General features: G+C 50.1%; 22 protein-coding genes. 15 read left to right on the top strand and 7 right to left on the bottom strand.

Annotation, left to right across the window (positions count from 1 at the left end; genetic code table 11):
• The first annotated feature begins 162 nt into the window (after positions 1 to 162).
• Complete coding sequence (locus tag HMPREF2606_RS00670; RefSeq protein WP_036490205.1) at positions 163 to 1,428, top strand: histidine-type phosphatase; 1,266 nt, start codon at positions 163 to 165, stop codon at positions 1,426 to 1,428.
• Between the two features lie 179 nt (positions 1,429 to 1,607).
• Here HMPREF2606_RS00670 and HMPREF2606_RS00665 read toward each other — a convergent pair whose 3' ends face one another.
• Positions 1,608 to 2,804, bottom strand: coding sequence for an acetate kinase (locus tag HMPREF2606_RS00665; RefSeq protein WP_070843131.1), 1,197 nt, complete (start codon positions 2,802 to 2,804; stop codon positions 1,608 to 1,610).
• A gap of 234 nt (positions 2,805 to 3,038) precedes the next feature.
• Between HMPREF2606_RS00665 and HMPREF2606_RS00660 the strand changes: the two genes are divergently transcribed.
• From HMPREF2606_RS00660 to trxA, 9 genes are all read left to right on the top strand, one after another.
• Positions 3,039 to 3,344: an HLGFF motif protein gene (locus HMPREF2606_RS00660; RefSeq protein ID WP_070843130.1), complete on the top strand. Its 306-nt coding sequence runs from the start codon at positions 3,039 to 3,041 to the stop codon at positions 3,342 to 3,344.
• Complete coding sequence (gene ccoS, locus HMPREF2606_RS00655) at positions 3,344 to 3,532, top strand: cbb3-type cytochrome oxidase assembly protein CcoS (protein ID WP_004520838.1); 189 nt, start codon at positions 3,344 to 3,346, stop codon at positions 3,530 to 3,532. The genes HMPREF2606_RS00660 and ccoS overlap by 1 nt, the downstream gene beginning before the upstream one ends.
• A complete protein-coding gene (locus HMPREF2606_RS00650) occupies positions 3,529 to 4,845 on the top strand; it encodes an MFS transporter (protein WP_070843129.1) in 1,317 nt (438 codons plus the stop codon). Before ccoS ends, HMPREF2606_RS00650 begins: the two co-directional genes overlap by 4 nt.
• A 322-nt stretch (positions 4,846 to 5,167) precedes the next feature.
• The gene (locus HMPREF2606_RS00645; RefSeq protein ID WP_070843128.1) at positions 5,168 to 6,148 is read left to right on the top strand and encodes a DNA polymerase III subunit delta'; all 981 of its coding nucleotides are present in this window, start codon (positions 5,168 to 5,170) and stop codon (positions 6,146 to 6,148) included.
• Between the two features lie 10 nt (positions 6,149 to 6,158).
• The gene (locus HMPREF2606_RS00640; protein ID WP_003746058.1) at positions 6,159 to 6,512 is read left to right on the top strand and encodes a PilZ domain-containing protein; all 354 of its coding nucleotides are present in this window, start codon (positions 6,159 to 6,161) and stop codon (positions 6,510 to 6,512) included.
• Positions 6,513 to 6,516: 4 nt separating this feature from the next.
• A complete protein-coding gene (locus HMPREF2606_RS00635; protein WP_070843127.1) occupies positions 6,517 to 7,302 on the top strand; it encodes a TatD family hydrolase in 786 nt (261 codons plus the stop codon).
• A 305-nt stretch (positions 7,303 to 7,607) separates the two neighbouring features.
• Complete coding sequence (locus HMPREF2606_RS00630; RefSeq protein ID WP_070843126.1) at positions 7,608 to 9,161, top strand: fatty acid--CoA ligase; 1,554 nt, start codon at positions 7,608 to 7,610, stop codon at positions 9,159 to 9,161.
• Between the two features lie 81 nt (positions 9,162 to 9,242).
• Positions 9,243 to 10,808: an ABC transporter ATP-binding protein gene (locus HMPREF2606_RS00625; RefSeq protein WP_070843125.1), complete on the top strand. Its 1,566-nt coding sequence runs from the start codon at positions 9,243 to 9,245 to the stop codon at positions 10,806 to 10,808.
• Between the two features lie 125 nt (positions 10,809 to 10,933).
• Positions 10,934 to 11,266 (top strand): thioredoxin TrxA, encoded by a 333-nt coding sequence (gene trxA, locus HMPREF2606_RS00620; protein ID WP_003681479.1) that lies wholly within the window; start codon positions 10,934 to 10,936, stop codon positions 11,264 to 11,266.
• Between the two features lie 61 nt (positions 11,267 to 11,327).
• On the opposite strand, the gene HMPREF2606_RS00615 is transcribed toward trxA, so the two are convergent.
• The 6 genes from HMPREF2606_RS00615 to HMPREF2606_RS00590 form a co-directional block, all read right to left on the bottom strand.
• A complete protein-coding gene (locus HMPREF2606_RS00615) occupies positions 11,328 to 11,645 on the bottom strand; it encodes a DUF2322 family protein (protein WP_003746050.1) in 318 nt (105 codons plus the stop codon).
• 97 nt (positions 11,646 to 11,742) lie between these two features.
• The gene (gene upp, locus HMPREF2606_RS00610; protein ID WP_004519527.1) at positions 11,743 to 12,369 is read right to left on the bottom strand and encodes a uracil phosphoribosyltransferase; all 627 of its coding nucleotides are present in this window, start codon (positions 12,367 to 12,369) and stop codon (positions 11,743 to 11,745) included.
• Positions 12,370 to 12,515: 146 nt separating this feature from the next.
• A complete protein-coding gene (grxD, locus tag HMPREF2606_RS00605) occupies positions 12,516 to 12,827 on the bottom strand; it encodes a Grx4 family monothiol glutaredoxin (RefSeq protein ID WP_003681608.1) in 312 nt (103 codons plus the stop codon).
• Between the two features lie 88 nt (positions 12,828 to 12,915).
• Positions 12,916 to 14,166 (bottom strand): glutamate-5-semialdehyde dehydrogenase, encoded by a 1,251-nt coding sequence (locus HMPREF2606_RS00600; protein WP_049335564.1) that lies wholly within the window; start codon positions 14,164 to 14,166, stop codon positions 12,916 to 12,918.
• A 9-nt stretch (positions 14,167 to 14,175) separates the two neighbouring features.
• A complete protein-coding gene (gene proB, locus HMPREF2606_RS00595; protein ID WP_049335562.1) occupies positions 14,176 to 14,979 on the bottom strand; it encodes a glutamate 5-kinase in 804 nt (267 codons plus the stop codon).
• A gap of 263 nt (positions 14,980 to 15,242) precedes the next feature.
• The gene (locus tag HMPREF2606_RS00590) at positions 15,243 to 16,028 is read right to left on the bottom strand and encodes an inositol monophosphatase family protein (protein WP_004519521.1); all 786 of its coding nucleotides are present in this window, start codon (positions 16,026 to 16,028) and stop codon (positions 15,243 to 15,245) included.
• A 174-nt stretch (positions 16,029 to 16,202) separates the two neighbouring features.
• Here HMPREF2606_RS00590 and HMPREF2606_RS00585 point away from each other — a divergent pair, with 174 nt between their 5' ends.
• The 5 genes from HMPREF2606_RS00585 (at position 16,203) to HMPREF2606_RS00565 (ending at position 23,017) form a co-directional block, all read left to right on the top strand.
• Positions 16,203 to 17,018, top strand: a complete 816-nt coding sequence (locus HMPREF2606_RS00585) for an RNA methyltransferase (RefSeq protein WP_049335615.1) — start codon at positions 16,203 to 16,205, stop codon at positions 17,016 to 17,018.
• A 41-nt stretch (positions 17,019 to 17,059) separates the two neighbouring features.
• Entirely contained in the window at positions 17,060 to 17,929 is an 870-nt protein-coding gene (locus tag HMPREF2606_RS00580; protein ID WP_049335560.1) for a DUF1853 family protein, read from the top strand.
• Positions 17,930 to 17,964: 35 nt separating this feature from the next.
• Positions 17,965 to 19,224 carry an RsmB/NOP family class I SAM-dependent RNA methyltransferase gene (locus HMPREF2606_RS00575; RefSeq protein ID WP_049335559.1) on the top strand — a complete coding sequence of 420 codons (1,260 nt, stop codon included), beginning with the start codon at positions 17,965 to 17,967 and terminating at the stop codon, positions 19,222 to 19,224.
• 336 nt (positions 19,225 to 19,560) lie between these two features.
• Positions 19,561 to 20,757, top strand: a complete 1,197-nt coding sequence (locus tag HMPREF2606_RS00570) for a TolC family protein (RefSeq protein WP_283122321.1) — start codon at positions 19,561 to 19,563, stop codon at positions 20,755 to 20,757.
• 43 nt (positions 20,758 to 20,800) lie between these two features.
• Positions 20,801 to 23,017 (top strand): type I secretion system permease/ATPase, encoded by a 2,217-nt coding sequence (locus HMPREF2606_RS00565; RefSeq protein ID WP_070712293.1) that lies wholly within the window; start codon positions 20,801 to 20,803, stop codon positions 23,015 to 23,017.
• The last annotated feature ends 54 nt before the right edge of the window (positions 23,018 to 23,071 follow it).

Below are 23,071 nucleotides of genomic sequence, written 5' to 3'. Positions count from 1 at the left end.
TGTCGGGGGAAAAGGAATTTTGCAAAGGTCTCAGTATCTTAATATTGCACTGATTAAGCGGTAGTCAATATTGTTGCAGTATTTATGGTGTTAGTTTACGGCACCAAATATGCCTTGAATTTTTATAGCTCAATTTCAACATTAAATGATTAGGTATCGAATATGAAAAAAATAACCCTAAAATTCACCGCACTTTTGCTTGGCTCAGCTTTAGCAAGTAGTGCGTTTGCAACAGAAAATGGTCAAACTTCCTCAAGTTCTGATTATGAATTAGAGAAAGTATTGATTTTCAGCCGACACGGATTGCGTTCACCAGTGGAAAAAGATCCGCAAGAAATGGCGAAATATTCCCCGTATGCGTGGGCAAAATGGGATGTGCCATCTGGTTATCTCACGGCAAAAGGGACAGTGCTAGAAACCTATTTCGGCCAATATTTAGGACAATGGCTTGCTGATAAAGGATTATTAACGACAGATCGTTGTGCATCGGGTGAAGGTATTTTCGCTTATGCGAATGGAGTGCAACGCACCATTGCAACAGGTCAGGCCATTGTGGCGGGAGCTTTTGCAGGCTGTAATGTTCAACTGCAACATCACGGTGAAATTGGTTCAGAAAAAGATCCAATTTTTAACACGCAGGCGCACAATCCAAGCCAAGCTTTGATTGAATCTGCAAAAAATAACGTTGATTTAACCGCTTTACAGCAAAAATTAGCGCCAAATTATGCGCTATTGAGTGAAATCATCGATTATAAAAATTCACCAAACTGCTTGCAAAAAGGCGAATGTGATTTAGGTGGAAAAGTCGGTGAATACAGTATCAAAGACGGCAAGTCGGTCAAGATTACGGGTTCTATCAGCACCGGGAAGAAAATTGTCAGTGCATTATTGCTCGCACATTATGTGGGTAAGCCTGATTCTGAAATTGCAAACGGTCGTGTGGATAGCCAAGAAAAATGGCGCGCAATTAACGAAATTAAAAACGAATATTACCGCACTTTATTTAAAAACAATGAAGCGTTAGCACAAAATGCATCATATCCGTTATTGGCATTTATTCAGCAGCAGCTAAATAGCGAAAATAAAATTAACTTATTGGTTGGACACGATTCTAATATCGTCGCTCTGCTGGCTGCATTAGGTGTTGAGCCTTATGAATTAGATGGTTCATTGGAAAATATCCCAATCGGTGGCAAGCTGCTATTTGAAGTATGGAAGCACAAACCAAGTGGTAAGCTCAAATTTAAGTTGGATTATGTGTATCAATCTACCGAACAGCTGATTAACACCACGCCATTAAGTTTAGCGACACCACCAAACCAAACAGCTTTAACGCTCAAAGGCTGTGAAAAAGATGAAAAGGGCTTTTGTGATTACGAGCGTTTTCAACAGGTGTTGAGTGAGGGTATTAAGAACGGTAAGAAATAGCATTCATGCAACCCTATGAAAAATACTTAAAAGAGAATTCGCAGAAACTGCGAGTGGATCAAACGGAAAAGCCGGCAAACGTAATGTTTACCGGCTTTTCTCAATATATTCTCAAAATTTTCTTCATCTATACACAATAAAAAACCTGCCCTTTCGGGCAGGTTTTCAATAATGACGGATTACAGGCCGCTCAGACGGGCAGTATCGTGTGCAATCATCAATTCTTCATTGGTAGGAATCACAACGGCAACAGCTTTGCTGTCGGTAGTGGTAATCACACCGGCATTGCCGAAGCGGGCTTTCAGGTTGGCTTCTTGGTCAATGTGCAGACCGAGGAAGCCCAAGTAACCCAATACGCGTTCGCGGATGATGTCGGAGTTTTCACCGATACCGCCGGTGAAGACCAAGGCGTCCAAACCGCCGGCTGCTACTGCCATGCTGCCAATGTATTTAGCCAAGCGGTAGATGAACATTTCCAGAGCCAGTTTAGCGCCCGGATGACCTTTGGCAGCTTCTTCTTCGATGGTACGGCAGTCGTTGGACAAACCGGAGATACCGAGCAGGCCGGATTTTTTGTTCAGCATGTCGGTGATTTGGGCGATGGTCATGTTGGCATTTTCAGCCAAGAAGCTGAAAACTGAAGGGTCGATATCGCCGCTGCGGGTACCCATGACCAAACCTTCCAGCGGAGTCAGACCCATGCTGGTATCGCGTGATTCGCCGTTGGCGACGGCGGTAATAGATGCGCCGTTACCCAAGTGGGCAATCACCATGCGCAGGTCTTTTTTGTCTTTGCCGAGGAAACGGGCGGTTTCATCGGAAACGTAGCGGTAGCTGGTACCGTGCGCGCCGTAGCGGCGCAAGCCGTATTTTTCATACAATTCATGTGGAACAGCGTATTTGTAAGCGTGTTCAGGCATGGTTTGATGGAAGGCGGTGTCGAATACGACAACGTTCGGCAGACCTTTGAAAATGGTTTGTGCGGCACGCAGGCCCAAAAGGTGGGCAGGGTTGTGCAAAGGAGCGAGCGGAATGCATTTTTCAATACCGGCAATGACTTCGTCGTCAACCAAAATAGATTCTTTGTACAATTCGCCGCCGCTGACGACACGGTGGCCGATGGCGCCGATACGGCTGTCGAGGTCATGCGCTTTCAGTTCTTCCATCAGGGCTTCAACAGCACCGGTATGGTCAGGTTTGGCAGAAAGATCGACTTTGCGTTTTTCACCGTTGAATTTGAAGGTAATGTAGGCATCAGGCAGATTGAGTTTTTCTGCCAGGCAGCTCAGCAATACTTCGCCGCTGTCGTTGTCCAATACGGCACCCTTGAGGGAAGAGCTGCCGCAGTTCAAAACCAAGATTAACTTTTGTGTCATTTTTATGCTCCTTGAGGTTTCAGACGGCCTTTTTGTCGGGATCTTACTGCTGCTCCGGCTGGGTTGCATCCGCTGAGGGACGTAGTGGGTAGCGGTCTGAACAGGTTAACAAAGTAAACGCGGTATTCTATCAAAAAATGTAATCGGCTGCTTGACTTAATATTTGATGTAAAATGGACGGAATTTTATTTTGGGCCGTCTGAAAAATGACGGCGGTTTTGAAGAATTTTCAATATGCATTATTTCAGTATCCACACTCAAGACGGCGAGCATGCCGGATTTTTTATTATGTTGGCAGACGATGAGTCACAAAATCCACCGCAAAGCGGACGCTTCGTAATCAAGCTGCAAAGTGAAGACGCAGCCGCAGCGGCGGTATTGTCGCCTTTCGAGCAAACCGATATTCCGCAATACTGGCGCGTGGTTAAAGACCGTATCGAATTGTTTTTTGACGATAAAAACATCGGCGCGCTGCGCAACGAATACCTGACCGTCAGCGGCAAAACCTTTATTCTGACCGATTTGACCGGAGCGATGTAATGGAAAGTATGTTTATCCTTGTCCCCATCAGCATTATTTTGGCCTTTATTATCGGCTGGTTTTTCTGGTGGTCGGGTAAAAACGGACAGTTTGACGACCTTGAAGGACCTGCACACCGCATTTTGATGGACGACGACTCCACTGAAAAACTGATCGAAAAAGACGAAAACAAAGAATCCGAACAATGAGCCTTAAAAAAGACAATCTGAATTTCCACACGACCCGCCGTTTTGCGCCGCTCTTTGGGACGCAGTTTTTGGGCGCGTTTAACGATAATGTGTTCAAAACCGCATTATTCGTGATGATCAGTTTTTACGGTTTGGGCAAAAACGACTTTCTGCCATCCAGCCAAATGCTGAACTTGGGCGCGATGCTGTTTATCCTGCCCTACTTCCTGTTTTCCGCGCTGTCAGGACAGCTGAGCAACAAATTCGACAAAGCCGTTTTGGCGCGCTGGATCAAGCTGTTGGAAATCATCATTATGGCAGTGGCGGCGTATGGCTTCTACATCCAATCCGCGCCTTTACTTTTAATCTGCCTGTTTTGCATGGGTACGCAATCGACTTTGTTCGGCCCGCTGAAATACGCCATTTTGCCCGATTACCTCAACGACAAAGAGCTGATTATGGGCAACAGCCTGATTGAATCGGGTACGTTTATCGCCATTTTGCTCGGCCAGATTTTGGGCACCGCAGTCGCAGGCGTTCCGCCGTATATTGTTGGCGGTTTGGTGTTATTAGTCGCTATCGGCGGTACGATGACCAGCCTGTTTATGCCGTCTGTAGCCGCTAAAATGCCGGACACAAAAATCGAATGGAACATCATCAAAGGCACGAATTCACTGATTCGTGAAGCGGCAGCCGACCGCCTTGTATTCACGTCCATCATTGGTATTTCATGGTTTTGGTTTGTCGGCTCGGTTTATACCACCCAACTGCCGACGTTCACGCAAATCCATTTGGGCGGCAACGATAATGTGTTCAACCTGATGTTGGCGCTGTTCTCCATCGGCATCGCCATCGGCTCGGTATTATGCGCCAAACTCAGCCATGAGCGCCTGATTTTAGGCTTGGTTACCATCGGCACATTGGGGCTGACGGTCTGTGGATTATTGCTGGTGTGGCTGACCCAAGGCCAACGCTTTACCGAATTAAACGGCATTCTCTGGTTTTTATCGCAAGCCCAAGCGTATCCGATTATGCTCGTCATGTCGGCCATCGGCTTTTTCGGCGGCTTTTTCTCCGTACCGCTTTACACTTGGCTGCAAACCGCCAGCAGCGAAACCTTCCGCGCCCACGCCGTCGCCGCCAACAACATCATCAACGGCGTGTTTATGGTGTCGGCCGCTATTTTGAGCGCGGTTTTGCTGATGTTGTTCGACAGCATTACGCTGCTGTATTTGATTGTTGCCGTGGGTAATCTCCCGTTGATTGTTTACCTCATCAAACGGGAACCGAAATTTATCGGGGATTTGACCGCTTTGTTGAAAATCAAAAAATAAGGCCGTCTGAAATATATCCCCACCATGCACATTTTCCCTGTTCAATCGCGTGGACAGCTTGTGCATAAATCAGATTACTGTCTGATTTAACATTAAAAAACAGGACTGACTAAATTTTAAGCATCACTTTACCGCCGGACAAAATACACATTTCCCCCAAACAAGCGTGTGCAAAGGCTGTGAATAAGTCGGCTTAATGTTTGATATTTCAAAACAAAACGATATTTGATTAATTTTTAGGCAGCTTATTAAAGGCCGTCTGAAAACTTTTTCAGACGGCCTGAGCGTATAATAACCACCTACCTTATAGTTCCCAAACGATATGATTTATCCATGGCATGAAACCCAATGGCAACAGCTCGCCGCCCATTGGCAAAACCGTCCCAACGCTTGGCTGTTTACCGGCAAAGAAAATACCGGCAAAACCGAGTTTGCCCGCTTTGTCGCGCAGGCATTGCTATGCGAATCGCCCAAGTCCGGTCATGAACCCTGCGGTGAGTGCGCTTCGTGCCATTTGTTCAGCCAAAACACGCATCCCGACTTTTACGAACTCACACCGGAAATTCCCGAAGGCGAGGCAATAGGACGCAAACTCCTGCAAATCAAAATCGATGCCGTGCGCGATATTGTGGAAAACATTTACCTGACCGCTGTCCGAGGCGGCCTGCGCGTGGTATTGGTACATCCGGCGGAAAGCATGAATACACAGGCGGCAAACGGTTTGTTGAAAGCTTTGGAAGAGCCGCCGCAACACGTCGTTTTCCTGCTCGTTACCCACGCGCGCGACAAACTCCTGCCCACCATCAAAAGCCGTTGCCGCCAGATGGTGCTGCCCTCGCCGACCCATGAGCAGGCTGCGGCATATCTGCGTCAACAGGGCGTGGAAAATGCCGAAGCCTTGTTGGCATTCCACAGCGGCGCGCCTTTATTCACGCCGACTCCCGAATTGGACGCATTGCGCGAAGAATTGCTGACATTGCTGGCTGCCCCGCGCCTGTTGGCCATACTCGACTACGCCACTGCGTTCGACAAACAAAAGCAACCGCTGGCCGTTTTCATCGACTGGCTGCAAAAGTGGCTGACGGATGTCGGCTTGGCACAACAAAGCATGGCGCCGCTTTATTATCCGCACCATGCCCAAGCCCTGCTTCAGACGGCCTCCAAAACCGATTCACGCAGGCTGTTTGCCCTATTGGGCCGTCTGAACGCGCTCAACCCTTACGGATACCATACCTTGAGTGTTAAAATGCAGCTTGAGTATCTGCTTATCGAATATTTAGATTTTTGGCAAAACAAACCCTAACAGGTAATAAATGATGAATAAAAAAGACATTCCGGCGAAGATGTTGGCTTTGCAACTCAAAGACCCCAATCTGCTGTACAACTGCTATATGCCGTTTTTAGAACACGGCGGCCTGTTCGTGCCGACCGATGACGTATTCTCCCTAGGCGAAGACATCCTCTTGGCCGTCGAAATCGCCGACTATCCCAAACGCTTCCTGCCAACCAAAGTCGTTTGGATCAATCCGGCGCGCACCTCGGCCCACCGCCCCAAAGGCGTAGGCCTTGCCTTCTCCGAACACGAAAGCTGCCAGCAGGCAAAAAACCTGATCGAAGCCGAGCTCGGTCCGCGCCTGCGCAGCGACCGTACTACTTTTACCCTGTAATACCATGCATTTAATCGATTCACATTGCCATCTCAACTTTGACGGCCTAAAAGACCGCCTGCCCGAAGTCTTTGCCAATATGGAAGCGCAAAGCGTCAAACAGGCGCTTGCCATCAGCGTCAGCAAACAAAGTTTTGCCGAAGTCTTCGACATTGCCCAGGCGCACGACCACATCTACTGCACCATCGGCATACATCCCGATAGCCAAGAAGCGGAGGAATTTACCATCGCCGAAATGGTAGAAGCGGCCAAACATCCCAAAATCGTCGGCATCGGCGAAACCGGTTTGGACTATTACTGGTGTAAAGGCGATTTGTCATGGCAGCATCAACGCTTTGCCGACCACATCCAAGCCGCCAACGAAAGCGGCCTGCCCGTTATCGTCCACACGCGCGATGCGGCCGAAGACACTTTGCGGATTTTGAAAGAATGCCACACCAACTCCGGCGTGATCCACTGCTTCTCCGAAGATGTCGCCTTTGCCAAAGCCGCTTTAGATTTGGGTTTATACATTTCCTTCTCCGGCATTGTGACGTTTAAAAACGCGCCGCTGATTCAGGAAGCCGCCAAATACGTCCCAGCCGATAGAATCTTGGTAGAAACCGATGCCCCCTTCCTCGCACCGGTTCCGAAACGCGGCAAACAAAACGAGCCGTCCTACGTCCGCTATACAGCCGAATTCGTAGCCAATCTGCGCGGCGAGAGCTTGGAAACATTGGCACAAAACACCAGCGACAATTTCTATCGCCTGTTTAAGAAAGTACCCGACAGCCGTCTGAACAACGGCTAGTTCTAAGACTTTCTACCACCGGTTCTGCCTCAAACGCAGCGGCAAACTCGAAATGGCTCAAGACAGAAACGACAACAAAATCGGCTTGTGCCATCTTCCGAACGGCCGGACCTTTAAAGAATGGAAATATTTCCATCAACACAATAAATAATTTTAAATTCAAAATATTGCTTTCCTAAGCCCGACAAAGCAAGAGGCCGTCTGAAAGTATTTTCAGACGGCCTCTTGCTTATTTTACCGATAGGATGTAAAACCTATCCTTCGAAATAAACGGTTCATCGAAACCGTACACCCATCGACACAATATGGACACAAACTCCGAAATGCACACCCACCCTAATTTTTACGCTATGCTGACTGCAGCCTGCCAAAAAAACGGTAAAGGCACGGTCATTTTCAACGACAAAGAAAAAATCAGCTATTCCTCCCTCAAGCGCGAAGTAGAAACCGTCGCCGCCTATCTGCAACACGAAGGCGTACAATATGGCGACAAGGTCGCCCTGGTCGTTTCCAACTCTCCCGAATTTATTACCGCCTATTTCGCCATTACTTCCATCGGCGCGGTAGCCGTCCCACTCAACGTCTTTTTGAAAAGCGAAGAATTTTCCTACATTCTCAATGACTGTGGCGCACGCTTTATGTTCGCCTCCGCGCCGTTGGCCAAAGAACTCAAAAACATCAAAGCCAAAACCAAAGTCAATAAAATCATCTGGATTGGCGAAACCAAAGCCGCCAGTAGTGATGACAGCTATTTCGATGCCGCGCGTACATTCCCCGGCAAGCCGAATCTGAGTCGTCAGCCGTCTACCAACGATTTGGCGCACATTATCTACACCTCCGGCACAACAGGCCACCCCAAAGGCGCATTAATCAGTTATAGCAACCTGTTTTCCAACCTTTCGGGCATCGAACAAATTTTCCAAATTTCGCAAAAAGACCGCTTCGTCGTCTTCTTACCCATGTTCCACAGCTTTACGCTGACCGCCATGGTTTTACTGCCGATATATCAAGCCTGCTCGATTATTTTGGTCAAATCCGTCTTCCCGTTCTCCAACGTGCTGAAACAGGTTTTACTCAAACGCGCTACCATTTTCCTCGGCGTACCGGCCATTTACACCGCCATGAGTAAGACTAAAATCCCTTGGTATTTCAGATGGTTCAACCGCGTCCGTCTGTTTATCAGCGGCGGCGCGCCTCTGGCCGGACAAACCATTGACGACTTTAAAGCCAAATTTCCGCGTGCCAAATTGCTGGAAGGCTACGGCTTGAGCGAATGCTCGCCCGTCGTGGCCGTCAATACGCCCGACCGCCAAAAAACCGCCAGCGTCGGTGTTGCCCTGCCCGGCTTGACCGTGAAAGCCGTGGATGACGAATTGATCGAAGTGCCGCGCGGCGAAGTGGGCGAACTCATCATCAAAGGCGACTCGGTGATGCAAGGCTACCTCAATATGCCTGACGCCACAGATGAAACCATCGTCAACGGTTGGCTGAAAACCGGAGACTTCGTCACCATAGACGAAGACGGCTTCATCTTCATCGTTGACCGCAAAAAAGACCTGATTATCTCCAAAGGCCAAAACGTCTATCCGCGCGAAATCGAAGAAGCCATTTACAAACTCGAAGCTGTGGAAGCCACTGCCGTAATCGGCGTAAGAGACCAATACGCCGATGAAGAAATCATTGCCTTTATCCAACTCAAAGAAGGCATGAAACTGGAAGAAGCCGAAGTCCGCAGCCACCTGCGCGGCCTGTTGGCAAACTTTAAAATCCCCAAACAAGTCATCTTCCAAGACGAGCTGCCGCGCAATGCCACCGGCAAAGTATTAAAACGCAAACTTAAAGAACAGTTTCAAGATTAAACCGCTGTTTCAGACGGCCCCTTGATTCATGCAGGCCGTCTGAAAATCTGTCATCAACAAACTTTTCAGACGGCCACGACCATGACTACACCTATACTCGAAATCGAAAACCTAAACGGCTCCTTTCCGAGCAAACAAGTTTTGCACGATATCAACCTTACCCTGCAACCCGGCCGCAAACTGGCATTGGTCGGCGAGAGCGGCAGCGGTAAAACCGTATTGTCGCAAGGCATTATGCGCCTCAATCCGATGGTTAGCTTTGAAGGCAGTCTGAAATATTGCGGAACCGATCTGCTGACCCAGTCCGAACGTGCCCTACAAAAACTGCGCGGCCGCAAAATCGGCATGGTGTTTCAAGAACCCATGACCGCCCTCAACCCCGTCATGCGTGTCGGCGAACAAATCGCCGAAGTCCTGTCCCTGCATTTGGGTTTGGATAAAAAACAGGCATGGGCGCGTGCTATCGAACTCCTAGACGAAACCGGCATCCACCAGCCCGAGCAAAAAGCCCAGGCCTATCCTTTCCAACTTTCCGGCGGCCAACGCCAACGCGCCATGATTGCCATGGCCGTATCAGCCCAGCCCAAGCTCCTGATTGCCGACGAACCGACCACTGCTTTGGATGTTGCCGTTCAATCCCAAATTCTCGACCTGCTCTCACGCCTGCAGGAAGACCACGGCATGACCATGCTCTACATTACGCACGACTTGAACCTTGTACGCCGTTTTGCCGATGATGTCGCCGTTATGCGTAACGGCCGTATTCTCGAAACCGGCAAAGCAAACGAAGTCTTCGCCAATCCTCAGCACGAATACACCAAAATGCTGCTCAACGCCGGCACAACGCGCCAAGTGGCTCCTTTACCTGCAAACCCGGCCACCGTCCTTAAGGCCGAACAAATCGCCTTTTCCGTCAAAGAATCGGACGGTTGGTTTAAAAAACACGACAAAACCATCCTCAACCCCATTTCTTTCGACCTCAAATCCGGCGAAACCTTAGGCATTATCGGCGAAAGTGGCAGCGGCAAAACCACATTAGCCAAAGCCGTTATGCACCTTATCGACTCCGAAGGCAGTCTGATTGTCAACGGCGAGCCATGGAAACGCGAATTAAGACGCGAAATCCAAATGGTGTTCCAAGACCCGTTCGGCGCATTCAATCCACGCATGAACGTCTTCGATACCGTTTCCGAAGCCTTACGCGTGCACGAACCTGAAATGCCGCACGAAGAAATGCGCCGCCGCGTCGAAGAAGTCCTCAAACAAGTCGGCCTGCCCGAAGACGCCCTCGAACGCTATCCGCACGCATTCTCCGGCGGCCAACGCCAACGCCTCGCCATCGCCCGCGCCATCATTGTCCGCCCGAAAATCCTCGTATTAGACGAACCAACCAGCGCGCTCGATGTCCAATGGCAACAACAAATCCTTGAATTGCTCAGCGGCCTGCAAAAAGAATACGGCCTCGCCTTCATCATCATCAGCCACGACCTCGCCGTCATCCGCGCCATTTCCCACCGCGTGATGGTGTTGAAAGACGGCAAAATCGTTGAAGAAGGCGAATGCGAAAATGTGTTTGCCAATCCAAGCAGCGACTACACGCGCCATTTGATTGCACACTCCGGCCACATGGTTCAAGAGGCCGTCTGAATCTTTAAAGATTACGATAGGCGCATTTCAAAAAAACTATTACCGGGCGGCGGCACTTGAAATTTTCCCTGTCTGCCACTATTCTGAACAACATATTTATTAATCCCGATTTAAAAGGAAACAACATGAGCAGCGAATTGATTATCCACGCCAGCGATGCCAGCTTCGAACAAGACGTTTTGAAATCCGACGTACCTGTATTGCTGGACTTCTGGGCACCATGGTGCGGCCCTTGCAAAATGATCGCCCCAATCTTGGACGACATCGCCTCCGAATTCCAAGGCCGTCTGAAAGTCGTTAAAATCAACATCGACGACAATGAAGCCACTCCTGCCAAATTCGGCGTTCGCGGCATCCCTACTCTGATGGTGTTCAAAAACGGCGAAAACGTTGCTACTAAAGTCGGCGCACTGGCTAAAGGCCAACTGACTGCATTCGTTGAAGCTTCTATCGCTTAAGGTTTTAAGCATATAAAAAGGCCGTCTGAATATTGTTTTCAGACGGCCTTTTTTGTATTCATTAAGCAGCCAATGGTTTCAAAGTCAGGCTGGCATTTTCAGCTTTCACTTTAAACAGCAAATCAATATTCGGATGTTTGCCTGGATTGGCTTCGGCATCGGCAACATGTTCGGCGAACCATGCCAGGCCGCGTTCTGCCGCCGCTGCGTCCAGCTTGCCGTCAAACTCTTGCGCCAAAGCATGGTAAAGCTTGAGCGAGCCTTGTTTGCCGGGTGCATTGGGAATGTGATGAACCACATTGCCCTCTTTGTCGAGAATATCTAAGCCGCTCAAATGATCGATGGCAGGCATGGCGGCAAGATTATCTTGGAAGCTCATGATTGTCCTTTCTGATGTGGGTTTTAAAGCAAACCATATAACAAGGCCGTCTGAAAGTTTAGGTTTGACACTTTTCAGACGGCCTTAAACATTTCAATTAACGTGTACCGAAAATCTTATCGCCGGCATCGCCCAAACCGGGGATGATGTAGCCGTGTTCGTTCAAGTGGCTGTCGAGCGCGGCAGTGTAGATGGTTACATCAGGATGCGCGTCATTGACGGCTTTTACGCCTTCCGGAGCGGCAACCAATACCAATGCTTTGATGTTACGGCAACCTTTGGCTTTTAAAAGGTCGATGGTGGCAACCATAGAGCCGCCGGTCGCCAACATTGGGTCAATAATCAGTGCGGGACGTTCGTCCATGCTGTCGACAAATTTTTCAAAATAAGAAACCGGTTTCAAAGTTTCTTCATCGCGCTGCAAGCCGACAACGCTGATTTTGGCAGTCGGAATCAGGTCGAGTACGCCGTCAAGCATACCCAAACCGGCACGCAAAATCGGGACAACGGTCAGCGTTTTGCCTTTGATGCGGTCGCCTTCAATAGAGCCGCACCAGCCGTCAATAATATATTTTTCAATTTCAAAATCACGGCTGGCCTCATATGCCATCAGACGTGCCAACTCGGTGGTAAGCGTGCGGAATTTGTAAGTGCTGCAATCCGCTTCACGCATCAGCGTGAGTTTGTGGCGGACTAAAGGGTGGTTGATAACGGTAACGTTCATGTTGATTTTCCGAATTGCGTTGATGGAGGGGGATTATACTTTTTTTCGCATGGCGCGCAAAGTGCGTATTCATGCGAAAGGCCGTCTGAATCAGGGTTTCAGACGGCCTTTGTCAACAATTTTACATTACGGAATATTGTGGATAATTAAGCTTTCAGCAATTCTTGCAGTTCGCCTGCTTCATACATTTCCATCAAAATGTCGGAGCCGCCGACAAATTCGCCGTTAACGTACAGTTGAGGAATGGTCGGCCAGTCGCTGTATTCTTTAATGCCTTGGCGTACGGCATCGTTTTCCAATACGTTGACAGTCACATAGTCGGTGCAACCTGCCGCATTGAGGATTTGTACGGCACGGGAAGAGAAGCCGCATTGCGGAAATTGCTTCGTGCCTTTCATGAACAATACGACGCGGTGTGTGGTAACGACTTCTTTGATTTGATCGTGGATAGAGGACATGGTGTGTTCCTTTTTACTAAATCGGTTGTTCGGGAAAAATCAAATTTCCCGCCATTATACGCAAATTGATGAAGTTGAGGGGCGTTTATCAACGTCGGATCTGACCGTTGCCGTTGATGTAGAACTTGGTCGAAGTCAGCGCTTCCAAACCCATAGGGCCGCGGGCGTGCATTTTTTGGGTGGAAATACCAATTTCCGCGCCCAATCCGAAAACAAAGCCGTCGGTGAACCGAGTGGACGCATTGACATAAACCGCCGCCGCATCAATGCTTTCTTGGAAAAACTCGGCATGGGCAATGCTTTGGGTCACAATCGCTTCCGAGTGATGCGTCGTATGGCCGTTAATCCAATCGACGGCTTCTTCCACTGATTTTACCGTTTTGACCGACATAATATAGTCAAGAAACTCGGTACTGTAATCTTCCTCGGTTGCCAAAACAGCATTTTTAAAAATACGCAGCGCTTCCTGATCGGCTCTAAATTCGATCGGATGCACTTTGGCAACGGCTTCTTCCAGTTTTGGCAAAAACGCTTCCGCTATCTTTTCATGAACAACCAAAGACTCCGCGGCATTGCACACGCTCGGACGCTGCGTTTTCGCGTTCACGACGATATTGACCGCCATCTCCAAATCGGCACTGTCATCCACATAAATATGGCAATTACCGACTCCGGTTTCAATGACGGGAACTTTCGATTTCTCTTTCACCGTCTGAATCAAGCGCGCGCCGCCGCGCGGAATCAGTACATCAATATAATCAACCGCCTGCATCAATTCCTCAGCGGCAGCATGACTGGTATCTTCAACCAGCTGCACCACATCGGCATCCATCCCCGCTTTTACCAAAGTCTGCCTGATGACGGCAATCAATGCGGTATTGGAATGGATGGCATCGCGACCGCCGCGCAAAATAATGGCATTGCCGGTTTTAAAGGCCAGAGAAAACGCATCGACCGAAACATTCGGGCGGCTTTCAAAAATCATGGCAACCACGCCCAAAGGCACGCGTTTTTGAACTATTTTCAAACCGTCCAAATTGATATAGCCGCGGACAACCTGCCCAATTGGGTCCTGCAAATCGGCAACCTGCCCAACGCCTTCCGCAATGCCTTTGATGCGTTCGTGATTCAAACGCAGCCTGTCGAGCATAATGTCCGAAATGCCGTTTTCTTTTGCAGCGGCCAAATCGCGGGCATTTTCTGCCAAAATCATCTCAGCCTGTTCAACCAACGCCGTTGCAACCTGACGCAGCAGATTGTTTTTTTCCAAGCTTCCCAAGCTGATTAACGTTTTACTGGCTTTTTGGGCATTCTTGCCCAACTGTTCGATATAGCTCATCAAACCTCCCTATTTCTCTTGTGCAAACCACGTTCCAATAGGCGCGCCATCTAAAACCTGAAGAATATCGCGCGGATTGGCGCTGTTCATCAACACCATCTGGCCGTGATGTTCAAACATCATCTGCGCACTCTTAATCTTACTGAACATGCCGCCCGTACCAAACTTACTGCCCGATCCGCCGGCAGAAGCAATAATTTCTTCGGTAATATCGGCAACATGGCTGCGCAGCTTGGCATCGGCGTGAACAGCCGGATTTTTATCAAACAAACCGTCAATATCGGACAACATAATCAGCAAATCGGCTTTAACGATTTTCGCCACGACTGCCGACAAACGGTCGTTATCGCCAAACTTGGTGGCATGGTCCATCTCATCCACGCTGACCGCGTCGTTCTCATTGACAATAGGGATGACGCCGATGGAAAGCAGGGATTCAAAAGCATTGGTAACGTTTGCCAAACTTTCCGGATATTCGACCACATCACGCGTCAGCAGGATTTGCGATACCGTCATCCGATAATGGGAAAAAATCTGCGAGTAAAGGCTCATCATGGCCACTTGGCCGACGCTGGAAACAGCCTGCTGCTGCGCCATTTCCGCCGGACGTTTTTCCATGTTGAGGACATTCAGCCCAAAGCCCATCGCGCCGGAAGACACCAGCACAATTTCTTTGTCCTTACTGACCAAGCTGGAAATGACAAAGGCCAGTTGGTCGATTTTTGCCAAATTGATTTTGCCGTTTGGCAACACCAACGAACTGGTTCCAATCTTAATAACAATGCGTTTTACTGCTTCAAAATCTCGTTTCATTATTCTCCTCTGCTTTCTATTTTTATGATTGCATGCGGCATTATTTCAGCCAAACGTATCCATATCATAACTGCGAAGCAATAGAAAATACAGACAAAATTAAAAACGCTTCCTTTAAAAGCCGTATTTTCAGCTCTTATCCGAATCCGTTAATAACAAAATAAAAGGCCGTCTGAAACCCTATTTCAGGTTTCAGACGGCCTTTTACCGATTGTTTAAACTCTAGCCTGTCACGATAAATACAGACCGTTCCCTACAAAAGCTTATTGGTGTTCAGAAATAATTTTCAGCATTTGTGCCAATACTTTAGGATTGGCCGCAACGATGTCGCCGCTTTCCAACCAGCCTTCATCGCCGGACATATCGGTAACGATGCCGCCTGCTTCTTGGACAATCAATGCACCGGCGGCAATATCCCAAGGTTTGAGGTTGAACTCAAAGAAACCGTCCAAACGGCCGGCCGCAACGGCACACAAATCCAAAGAAGCCGCGCCTTCACGACGGCCGCCGGCGGTTTTTGACAAGAAATCTTTCAAAATCGCCAGATACTTGTCCATCATGCTTTGATCGACAACAGGGAAGCCGGTACCAATCAGGCAGCGGTTCAATTCGATGCGGTTGGAAACGCGGATACGGCGGTCGTTGAGCAACGCGCCTTTGCCGCGGGAAGCCATGTATACGTCGTTGCGCTCAGGTGCGTACACCAAAGCTTCTTGCAACACGCCTTTGTGCAGGAGTGCCATAGAGATGGCGTATTGGGGATGGCCGTGGAGGAAGTTGGTTGTGCCGTCGAGCGGGTCGATAATCCATTCGTACTCGGCGGTGGCTTTACCGTGGGAGCCGCCTTCTTCGCAAGTGATTTTATGATGCGGATAGGCTTCTTTGAGCGCTTCCACCAAAATCATCTCGGAGCTGCGGTCAACATCGGAAACGAAGTCGTTGAATGCTTTGCTGTCTACTTTGACGGCATCCAGATTGCCGGCGGCGCGAATCATCATTTGCCCTGCTTTACGGGCGGCTTTGAAAGCGGTATTTAAAAACGGATTCATGGTTTTCTTCCTAATTCAGGTAAAATACGCCCTAATGCGCCGAACAGGCACACAAGAGGCTGTTAATCGTTTCCGATGCTGTTAAAGAACATTTCAGACGGCATGGAAAAAGGCCGTCTGAAAACAAAAAGATGGCGCATTATACCTGATTCCCGTACAAACAGAAAACAAAACATGACTTCCGAAAAACCCGCCCTGCCCGCCTATCTGGACAATATCCGCATCATCCTCACGCGTACCAGCCATCCCGCCAATATCGGCTCCGCCGCCCGCGCCATGAAAACAATGGGCCTGCACAAACTGACCATCGTTGCCCCCAATCTGATGGCAACGCCGATGACGGAAAATCCGCCCGTATTCGATCCGGAGCATCCGCAATCGTTTAAATTACCGGAAGAAAGTTTCATCCTCGCTTCCGGTGCGGCAGACGTTTTGGAAAATGCCACCATTGCTGCCTCTTTGGACGAAGCCCTTGCCGACACCACCATCGCCTGCGCCCTGACCAGTCGCCGCCGCGAAATCACCGCGCCGCTGCAAACCCCGCGCGATTTGGTGCCCGAATTACTGCAGGCCGCCAACCGAGGCGAAAAAGTGGCACTGGTTTTCGGCAACGAGACTTTCGGCTTGAGCATCGAAGAAGTCCAAGCCTGCAACCGACTGATGACCATCAACGGCAATCCCGACTATTTCTCGCTCAACCTCGCCCAAGCCGTGCAGGTCGTGTGCTACGAAATCTTCAGCCAAACCGATTCGCCCATGACCCATCTTCAACAGGAAGACCACGCTGCGACCCATGAGCAAATCAAAGGCATGGTCGCCCACATGGAAAGCGTGATGAACGACATCGGCTTTTTCAACCGCCGCAACGGCGAGCGCCTGATGCGCCGTATGCAGAGCCTGTTCGGACGCGCCAACACGCAAACCGAAGACATCGACATCCTGCGCGGTTTTTTCAATACCGTCAGCCACCGTATCCATAAAAAAGACTGATTTAAGGCCGTCTGAAAACATTACAAGCTTTTTCAGACAGCATGACTGATATTCGGATAAGCATGAATTACGCCCTAGACGCATTATGGTGGAAACTCACCAGCCAACCCGTCCGCGACCTCGCCTCGCTGCTGACTGCGCCCCCTTTGTGGCAAAGCGGTTGCGAATTGAGCGTGCGCGAACTATTGGGGGAGCACGGTTTCCGCTACCTTTTGGCATTGGACGCCGATCCCGCGCCGCTGATGGATCACCTTGCCCAACGTTCCCCATTCGGCCACCGTCTCGGCATTTATGCCGAAGAGTTGTTGACGTTTTGGTTTGCCAACGCGCCGCACGCCAAACTGCACGCATACAACCTGCCCGTTTTTTCAGACGGCCAAACTTTAGGTGCCGCGGATTTTGTCGTTTCCCTCAACCAACAGCCCTACCATATCGAGCTGGCGTGTAAATACTACGGCGGAGACCAAGTGCAAAACCTGCACGGTCTCAACCCTAAAGACACGCTGACGGACAAGGCCGCCAAATTGGTGCAGCAATCCCAGCTGCTACATACACTGCAAGGCAAAGCAGCCTTAACCGCACAAGGCCTGCCGGAAAATCCGCTTCCTGCTTCCATCGTGCGCGGCATCGGATTTTTTCCACAAGGTTTCCATGCTTTTGAGCCGCCACTTAACTCATACGGCTGGCGCGGCATCTATATTCAAGATTGGGCGGAATACTGGTTTGAACACCAAGAAGTCCGCTACCACCTGCTCGACCGTATGGCCTATCTCGCGCCTGCTCGTGTCGCCGAAACCGAAACATTGAACGAAACCGAAATCCGCCGTATCGACCAAGGCTTGATTGCCGTTTTGGAATTACGGCCGGACGGCTTTTGGCACGAAATCGAACGCATCATGAAGGCCGTCTGAAACCCTTTACCAACTTTAAGAGAACCCATTACATTATGAACGCCGCACAACTCGACCATACCGCCAAAGTTTTGGCTGAAATGCTGACTTTCAAACAGCCTTCCGATGCCGTCCTCTCCGCCTATTTCCGCGAACACAAAAAGCTCGGCCGCCAAGACCGCCACGAAATCGCCGAAACAGCCTTTGCCGCATTGCGCCACTATCAAAAAATCAGTACCGCCCTGCGCCGTCCGCACGCGCAGCCGCGCAAAGCAGCACTCGCCGCACTGGTTCTCGGCAGAAGCACCAACATCAGCCAAATCAAAGACCTGCTTGATGAAGAAGAAACAGAGTTCCTCGGCAATTTGAAAGCCCGCAAAACCGAGTTTTCAGACGGCCTGAATACCGCCGCAGAATTGCCGCAATGGCTGGTAGAACAACTGCAACGGCATTGGAGCGAAGAAGAAATCCTCGCCTTCGGCCGCAGCATCAACCAACCTGCCCCGCTCGACATCCGCGTCAATACCTTGAAAGGCAAACGCGATAAAGTGCTGCCATTGTTGCAAGCCGAAAGTGCCGATGCAGAAGCCACGCCTTATTCGCCTTGGGGCATCCGCCTGAAAAACAAAATCGCGCTTAACAAACACGAGCTATTTTTAGACGGTACACTGGAAGTCCAAGACGAAGGCAGCCAGCTGCTTGCCTTATTGGTGGGCGCAAAACGCGGCGAAATCATTGTCGATTTCTGTGCCGGTGCCGGCGGTAAAACTTTGGCTGTCGGCGCGCAAATGGCCAACAAAGGCAGAATCTACGCATTCGACATCGCCGAAAAACGCCTTGCCAACCTCAAACCGCGCATGACCCGTGCCGGACTGACCAATATCCACCCCGAACGCATCAGCAGCGAACACGATACCCGTATCGCCCGACTGGCAGGCAAAGCCGACCGCGTGTTGGTGGACGCGCCCTGCTCCGGTTTGGGTACTTTACGCCGCAATCCCGACCTCAAATACCGCCAATCCGCCGAGACCGTGGCCAACCTTTTGGAACAGCAACACAGTATCCTCGATGCCGCCTCCAAACTGGTGAAACCGCAAGGCCGTTTGGTTTACGCCACCTGCAGCGTGTTGCCGGAAGAAAACGAGTTGCAAGTCGAACGTTTCCTGTCCGAACATCCCGAGTTTGAACTCGTCAACTGCGCCGAACTGCTGCAAAGCCTGAAGGTTGATTTGGATACCGGAAAATACCTGCGCCTCAACTCTGGAGAACACCAAACCGACGGTTTCTTTGCCGCTGTATTGCAACGTAAGGATTAAGGTTGAAAAAGGCCGTCTGAAATCCTTTCAGACGGCCTTTTTAATAGATTTTTTACATTAAAATCATTAGAAACGATAGTCGCGCTCTGCAATAATATACTTTAAGGCATGTATCTTGACCTTTCATCAGAATATTGTGAAAAGCTGGAAAAAATGCTTTATGCTTTGTAAATGTATGTGTTCTCGTTCAAAATTCGCCCGGTCATGCCTCAGGCGATACCCGATACGGACAACGATAATATATAAATCATTTGGTTAGAAATCATGCCGCATATTTATTCTTCCCCCACAAAGCTCCGTTTATTGTCATCGGCCGTTGCCGTCGCCTGCTGTCTGATGCCGTTTCAGACGGCCTCTGCATACAGCCTGCAAGACATCCTCAGGGATGCTTTAATCAGCGACCCGATTGTGCGTGAAGCAAAAGCCACTCAAGAAGCAGCGCAAAGCACGACCAAAGCCACGCGTGCGCGCCATTATCCTGTCGTTACCCTGACCGGCACGAAAGTGCTGGCGCAACACAATAAATACAACAGTAACGACATGGATGACGGTATCGGCGTGCGCGGCAGCGTAAACATCTACTCATGGGGTGCGATTGAAGCCGCCGTCCGCCGCGACCGCAGCCGCGAAGAATACTATCAACACAAATACACCGAAAGCCAAGAGCAGCTGGGCAGCGATATCGGCCGCCTCTACCTGAGCGCATTGCGCGCAAAAGAAACCCTGATCCTTAACGAACAGACTTTGGCGCGCCATAACGCCCTCATAAAAACCCTGACCACAATCGTCAAACAGGATGCCGGCCGCCACTTTGAACTGATTGAAGCGCGTGCACGCCAGCTGCAAGTAGCCAACATTATCGCCCAACAACGCCGCACCATGGATTTAGCGCTGAGCCGCCTGTCCCGCTATACCTCGCGCCAACTGACCGCCAACGATTTGGAAGATCCGTTTAAAAACGACACGGCGAAATCCATCAGCGAACGCTACAACAACCCTAACCGCAACAATAATCCGTCCTATCAGGCGCAATTGGCCGAACGCGACAGCGTCCGTGCCGATTTGGATGCGTCCAAAGCCGAACGCCTGCCTACCCTCAATTTGGAAGGCAGTGCAACGCGCAACACCAGACAACTTTATTTAAACGTTGCATGGAATGTGCTGGATATTGCTGCACGACACAATGTAGAGCGCAATGCCAAATCATTGATTGCCGCAGAAGCCAAGTCCGAGCAAATCCTGCGCGACATGAACGAACGCGTTCAAACGTCGGCCATCGATATGCAGGAAAGCGAACAGCGCACCGCATTAACAGCTCAACATATTCTTGCTCAAAAAGATGTTATCAAAGCCTATGAAATGCAATTTAAAGTTGCAAGACGTACGCTGACCGACGTTTTGAGCGCATACAGCGAGTTATCCTCCATCGAACAGGATTACGTTGCCGCCCGCAACGATTTCCGCGATGCGGCACTCGACTATTTAAATACTCAGGCCAAAATCTCCGCTTGGGTCGGTTTGGCACAAAAATGAAGCCATATCCGCCGGTTAAACCAAAAACATTACGCGAAAAAATATGAAAGCCATCATTGAACACATCGTTTTAGTGACCCGCCTTTTGGGTGCGCCCGTATCTGAAGCCGCTTTGTCCGCCGAAGTCGTGCGTGACAAAAAGCTCAAGGTCAACTATCACTCGCTGGTCGAAGTCCTGCGCAGCCACGGCTTTGAAAACACCTTATCCAAACGCAATTTGGAAGACATCCCCTCGCTCGCCGTTCCGGTCATGATTATCCTGCACAATGAAGAAGCAGCGGTCATCACCCAAATCGAAGGCTCCGGCCAAGAGCGCAAATACCATATCCGCCAGGTTGACGGCTTGGAACAGGAACTCAGCCACGAGCAGCTCTCCGGTCTGTATTTGGGCTACTGCTGGTTTATCAAACCCAAAATGGCTACCGATATGCGCTCGGAGCTGCCTGAATACCATTTGCCCAAAGCATGGTTTTGGAAAGTCATTTGGCGTTTCCGCAGCTACTACTACCAAGTCATCTTGGCCACCATCATCATCAACTTCCTTGCGCTCGTCAGCTCCCTGTATGTGATGAACGTGTACGACCGCGTGATTCCCAACCAAGCCTATGAAACCTTGTGGGTATTGAGCATCGGCGTGGTCTTGGCGATTTTGTTTGAGTTTGCCGCCAAGATGATTCGCGGCCACTTAACCGATATTGCCGGCAAAAAAGCCGACCTGATCATCAGCTCCGCCCTGTTCCGCCGCGTGATGGCATTGCGTCTGGCAGACCGTCCAGCTTCTTCCGGTTCATACGCCAGCAACCTGCGCGAATTTGAAGCCGTGCGCGAGTTCATGACCAGTGCCAGCTTGTTGACCATCGTCGACTTGCCTTTCCTGTTGCTATTTATCTTCGTGATTTCCATGGTTGGCGGCAAACTGGCACTCGTTCCCCTGACCATCATTCCGATTGTCGTGATTGTCGGTTTTGTCGTACAACGCCCGCTCTCTCGCCACATCAACGAATCGATGAAAGAAGGTTCGCAACGCTCCGGCCTTGCCGTTGAAGCCATCGAAGGCATCGAAACCCTGAAAACCAACAACGCCACATCTTGGGCGCAACAACGTTGGGACGAATACACCGCCAAAACTTCCGCTTCTTCCATCAAAGTCAAAGACACCAGCAACTTCATGGTCAACTTCGCCGTTGCCATGCAGCAACTTAATACCGTCTTCTTGGTCGTTGTCGGTACCTATTTGATTCATGCTGACAACCATGCGGAACGCATTACCATGGGTGCATTGATTGCCTCCGTGATTCTGTCCGGCCGCGCCTTGGCGCCATTGGCACAAATCGCTGGTTTGGCCACCCGCTTCCAACAAGCCAAACTTGCCCTCAAAGGCGTAAACGACATCGTTACCCGCCCTATCGAGCGCAATCCGGAACGCAAATATATTACTTTGGACAATGTTCAAGGCAGTATTACCTTTGAAAACGTATCGTTCAAATATCAAGCCGACAACAACAGCGCCGTCGAAGATTTGCGCCTGACCATCAAACCGGGCGAAAAAGTCGGTATTTTGGGCCGTATCGGCAGCGGTAAAAGCACCATGCTCAAACTGGCCAGCGGTCTGTACGATACCGAAAAAGGCAACGTTACCCTTGATGGCGTCGATATGCGCCAGCTTGACCCCAACTTCCTGCGCGATCAAGTCCTGCTGTTGAGCCAATCGCCACGCCTGTTCCTCGGCACATTGCGTGAAAACATGGATTTGGCGCGTACCGGCAGCTACTCTACCGACCAAGACTTACTGACTGCGCTCAACCGTTTCGGCCTCGATAAAATCATCCGCAACCATCCGCGTGGTTTGGATATGCCTCTGGGTGAAGACGGCTTGGGCTTGTCCGGCGGTCAAAAACAAATCATTGCCCTGGCGCGTATGACCTTGCGTAACCCGAAAGTCGTCTTGCTGGACGAGCCGACCACCAGCCTGGACCAAGCCACTGAACGCATGGCGCTCAATGCCATTGCCCAATGGGGTCGCAACCGTACCATGCTTTTGGTGACCCACCGTCCGCAAGTGCTGCAAATCGTCAACCGCATCATTGTGATAGACAATGGTAAAGTCGTGATGGACGGCCCGCGTGACCTGGTATTGCAAAAACTCATGCAAAACGAACAGGCCAAAGCAGCCAACGTCAAACAACAACAGCAACAAGCTGCCGCAGTCAAACAACAACAGCAACAAGCTGCCGCCGCCCCTCAATCGGCAGCACAATAAAGCAAAAGGCCGTCTGAAACCTACTTACCCTTTCAGACGGCCTGCCCTAATGGT

It is taken from the genome of Neisseria sp. HMSC070H10, from assembly GCF_001837635.1.
Classification (GTDB): domain Bacteria; phylum Pseudomonadota; class Gammaproteobacteria; order Burkholderiales; family Neisseriaceae; genus Neisseria; species Neisseria subflava_A.
This window is presented reverse-complemented; position numbering and strand designations above follow the sequence as displayed.

What these genes read in the sequence shown, in the direction of transcription:
- HMPREF2606_RS00670 (WP_036490205.1), top strand. Translation starts at nt 163, where the DNA reads ATGAAAAAAATAACCCTAAAATTCACCGCACTTTTGCTTGGCTCAGCT.
- HMPREF2606_RS00665 (WP_070843131.1), bottom strand. Translation starts at nt 2,804, where the DNA reads ATGACACAAAAGTTAATCTTGGTTTTGAACTGCGGCAGCTCTTCCCTC.
- HMPREF2606_RS00660 (WP_070843130.1), top strand. Translation starts at nt 3,039, where the DNA reads ATGCATTATTTCAGTATCCACACTCAAGACGGCGAGCATGCCGGATTT.
- ccoS (WP_004520838.1), top strand. Translation starts at nt 3,344, where the DNA reads ATGGAAAGTATGTTTATCCTTGTCCCCATCAGCATTATTTTGGCCTTT.
- HMPREF2606_RS00650 (WP_070843129.1), top strand. Translation starts at nt 3,529, where the DNA reads ATGAGCCTTAAAAAAGACAATCTGAATTTCCACACGACCCGCCGTTTT.
- HMPREF2606_RS00645 (WP_070843128.1), top strand. Translation starts at nt 5,168, where the DNA reads ATGATTTATCCATGGCATGAAACCCAATGGCAACAGCTCGCCGCCCAT.
- HMPREF2606_RS00640 (WP_003746058.1), top strand. Translation starts at nt 6,159, where the DNA reads ATGATGAATAAAAAAGACATTCCGGCGAAGATGTTGGCTTTGCAACTC.
- HMPREF2606_RS00635 (WP_070843127.1), top strand. Translation starts at nt 6,517, where the DNA reads ATGCATTTAATCGATTCACATTGCCATCTCAACTTTGACGGCCTAAAA.
- HMPREF2606_RS00630 (WP_070843126.1), top strand. Translation starts at nt 7,608, where the DNA reads ATGGACACAAACTCCGAAATGCACACCCACCCTAATTTTTACGCTATG.
- HMPREF2606_RS00625 (WP_070843125.1), top strand. Translation starts at nt 9,243, where the DNA reads ATGACTACACCTATACTCGAAATCGAAAACCTAAACGGCTCCTTTCCG.
- trxA (WP_003681479.1), top strand. Translation starts at nt 10,934, where the DNA reads ATGAGCAGCGAATTGATTATCCACGCCAGCGATGCCAGCTTCGAACAA.
- HMPREF2606_RS00615 (WP_003746050.1), bottom strand. Translation starts at nt 11,645, where the DNA reads ATGAGCTTCCAAGATAATCTTGCCGCCATGCCTGCCATCGATCATTTG.
- upp (WP_004519527.1), bottom strand. Translation starts at nt 12,369, where the DNA reads ATGAACGTTACCGTTATCAACCACCCTTTAGTCCGCCACAAACTCACG.
- grxD (WP_003681608.1), bottom strand. Translation starts at nt 12,827, where the DNA reads ATGTCCTCTATCCACGATCAAATCAAAGAAGTCGTTACCACACACCGC.
- HMPREF2606_RS00600 (WP_049335564.1), bottom strand. Translation starts at nt 14,166, where the DNA reads ATGAGCTATATCGAACAGTTGGGCAAGAATGCCCAAAAAGCCAGTAAA.
- proB (WP_049335562.1), bottom strand. Translation starts at nt 14,979, where the DNA reads ATGAAACGAGATTTTGAAGCAGTAAAACGCATTGTTATTAAGATTGGA.
- HMPREF2606_RS00590 (WP_004519521.1), bottom strand. Translation starts at nt 16,028, where the DNA reads ATGAATCCGTTTTTAAATACCGCTTTCAAAGCCGCCCGTAAAGCAGGG.
- HMPREF2606_RS00585 (WP_049335615.1), top strand. Translation starts at nt 16,203, where the DNA reads ATGACTTCCGAAAAACCCGCCCTGCCCGCCTATCTGGACAATATCCGC.
- HMPREF2606_RS00580 (WP_049335560.1), top strand. Translation starts at nt 17,060, where the DNA reads ATGACTGATATTCGGATAAGCATGAATTACGCCCTAGACGCATTATGG.
- HMPREF2606_RS00575 (WP_049335559.1), top strand. Translation starts at nt 17,965, where the DNA reads ATGAACGCCGCACAACTCGACCATACCGCCAAAGTTTTGGCTGAAATG.
- HMPREF2606_RS00570 (WP_283122321.1), top strand. Translation starts at nt 19,561, where the DNA reads ATGCCGTTTCAGACGGCCTCTGCATACAGCCTGCAAGACATCCTCAGG.
- HMPREF2606_RS00565 (WP_070712293.1), top strand. Translation starts at nt 20,801, where the DNA reads ATGAAAGCCATCATTGAACACATCGTTTTAGTGACCCGCCTTTTGGGT.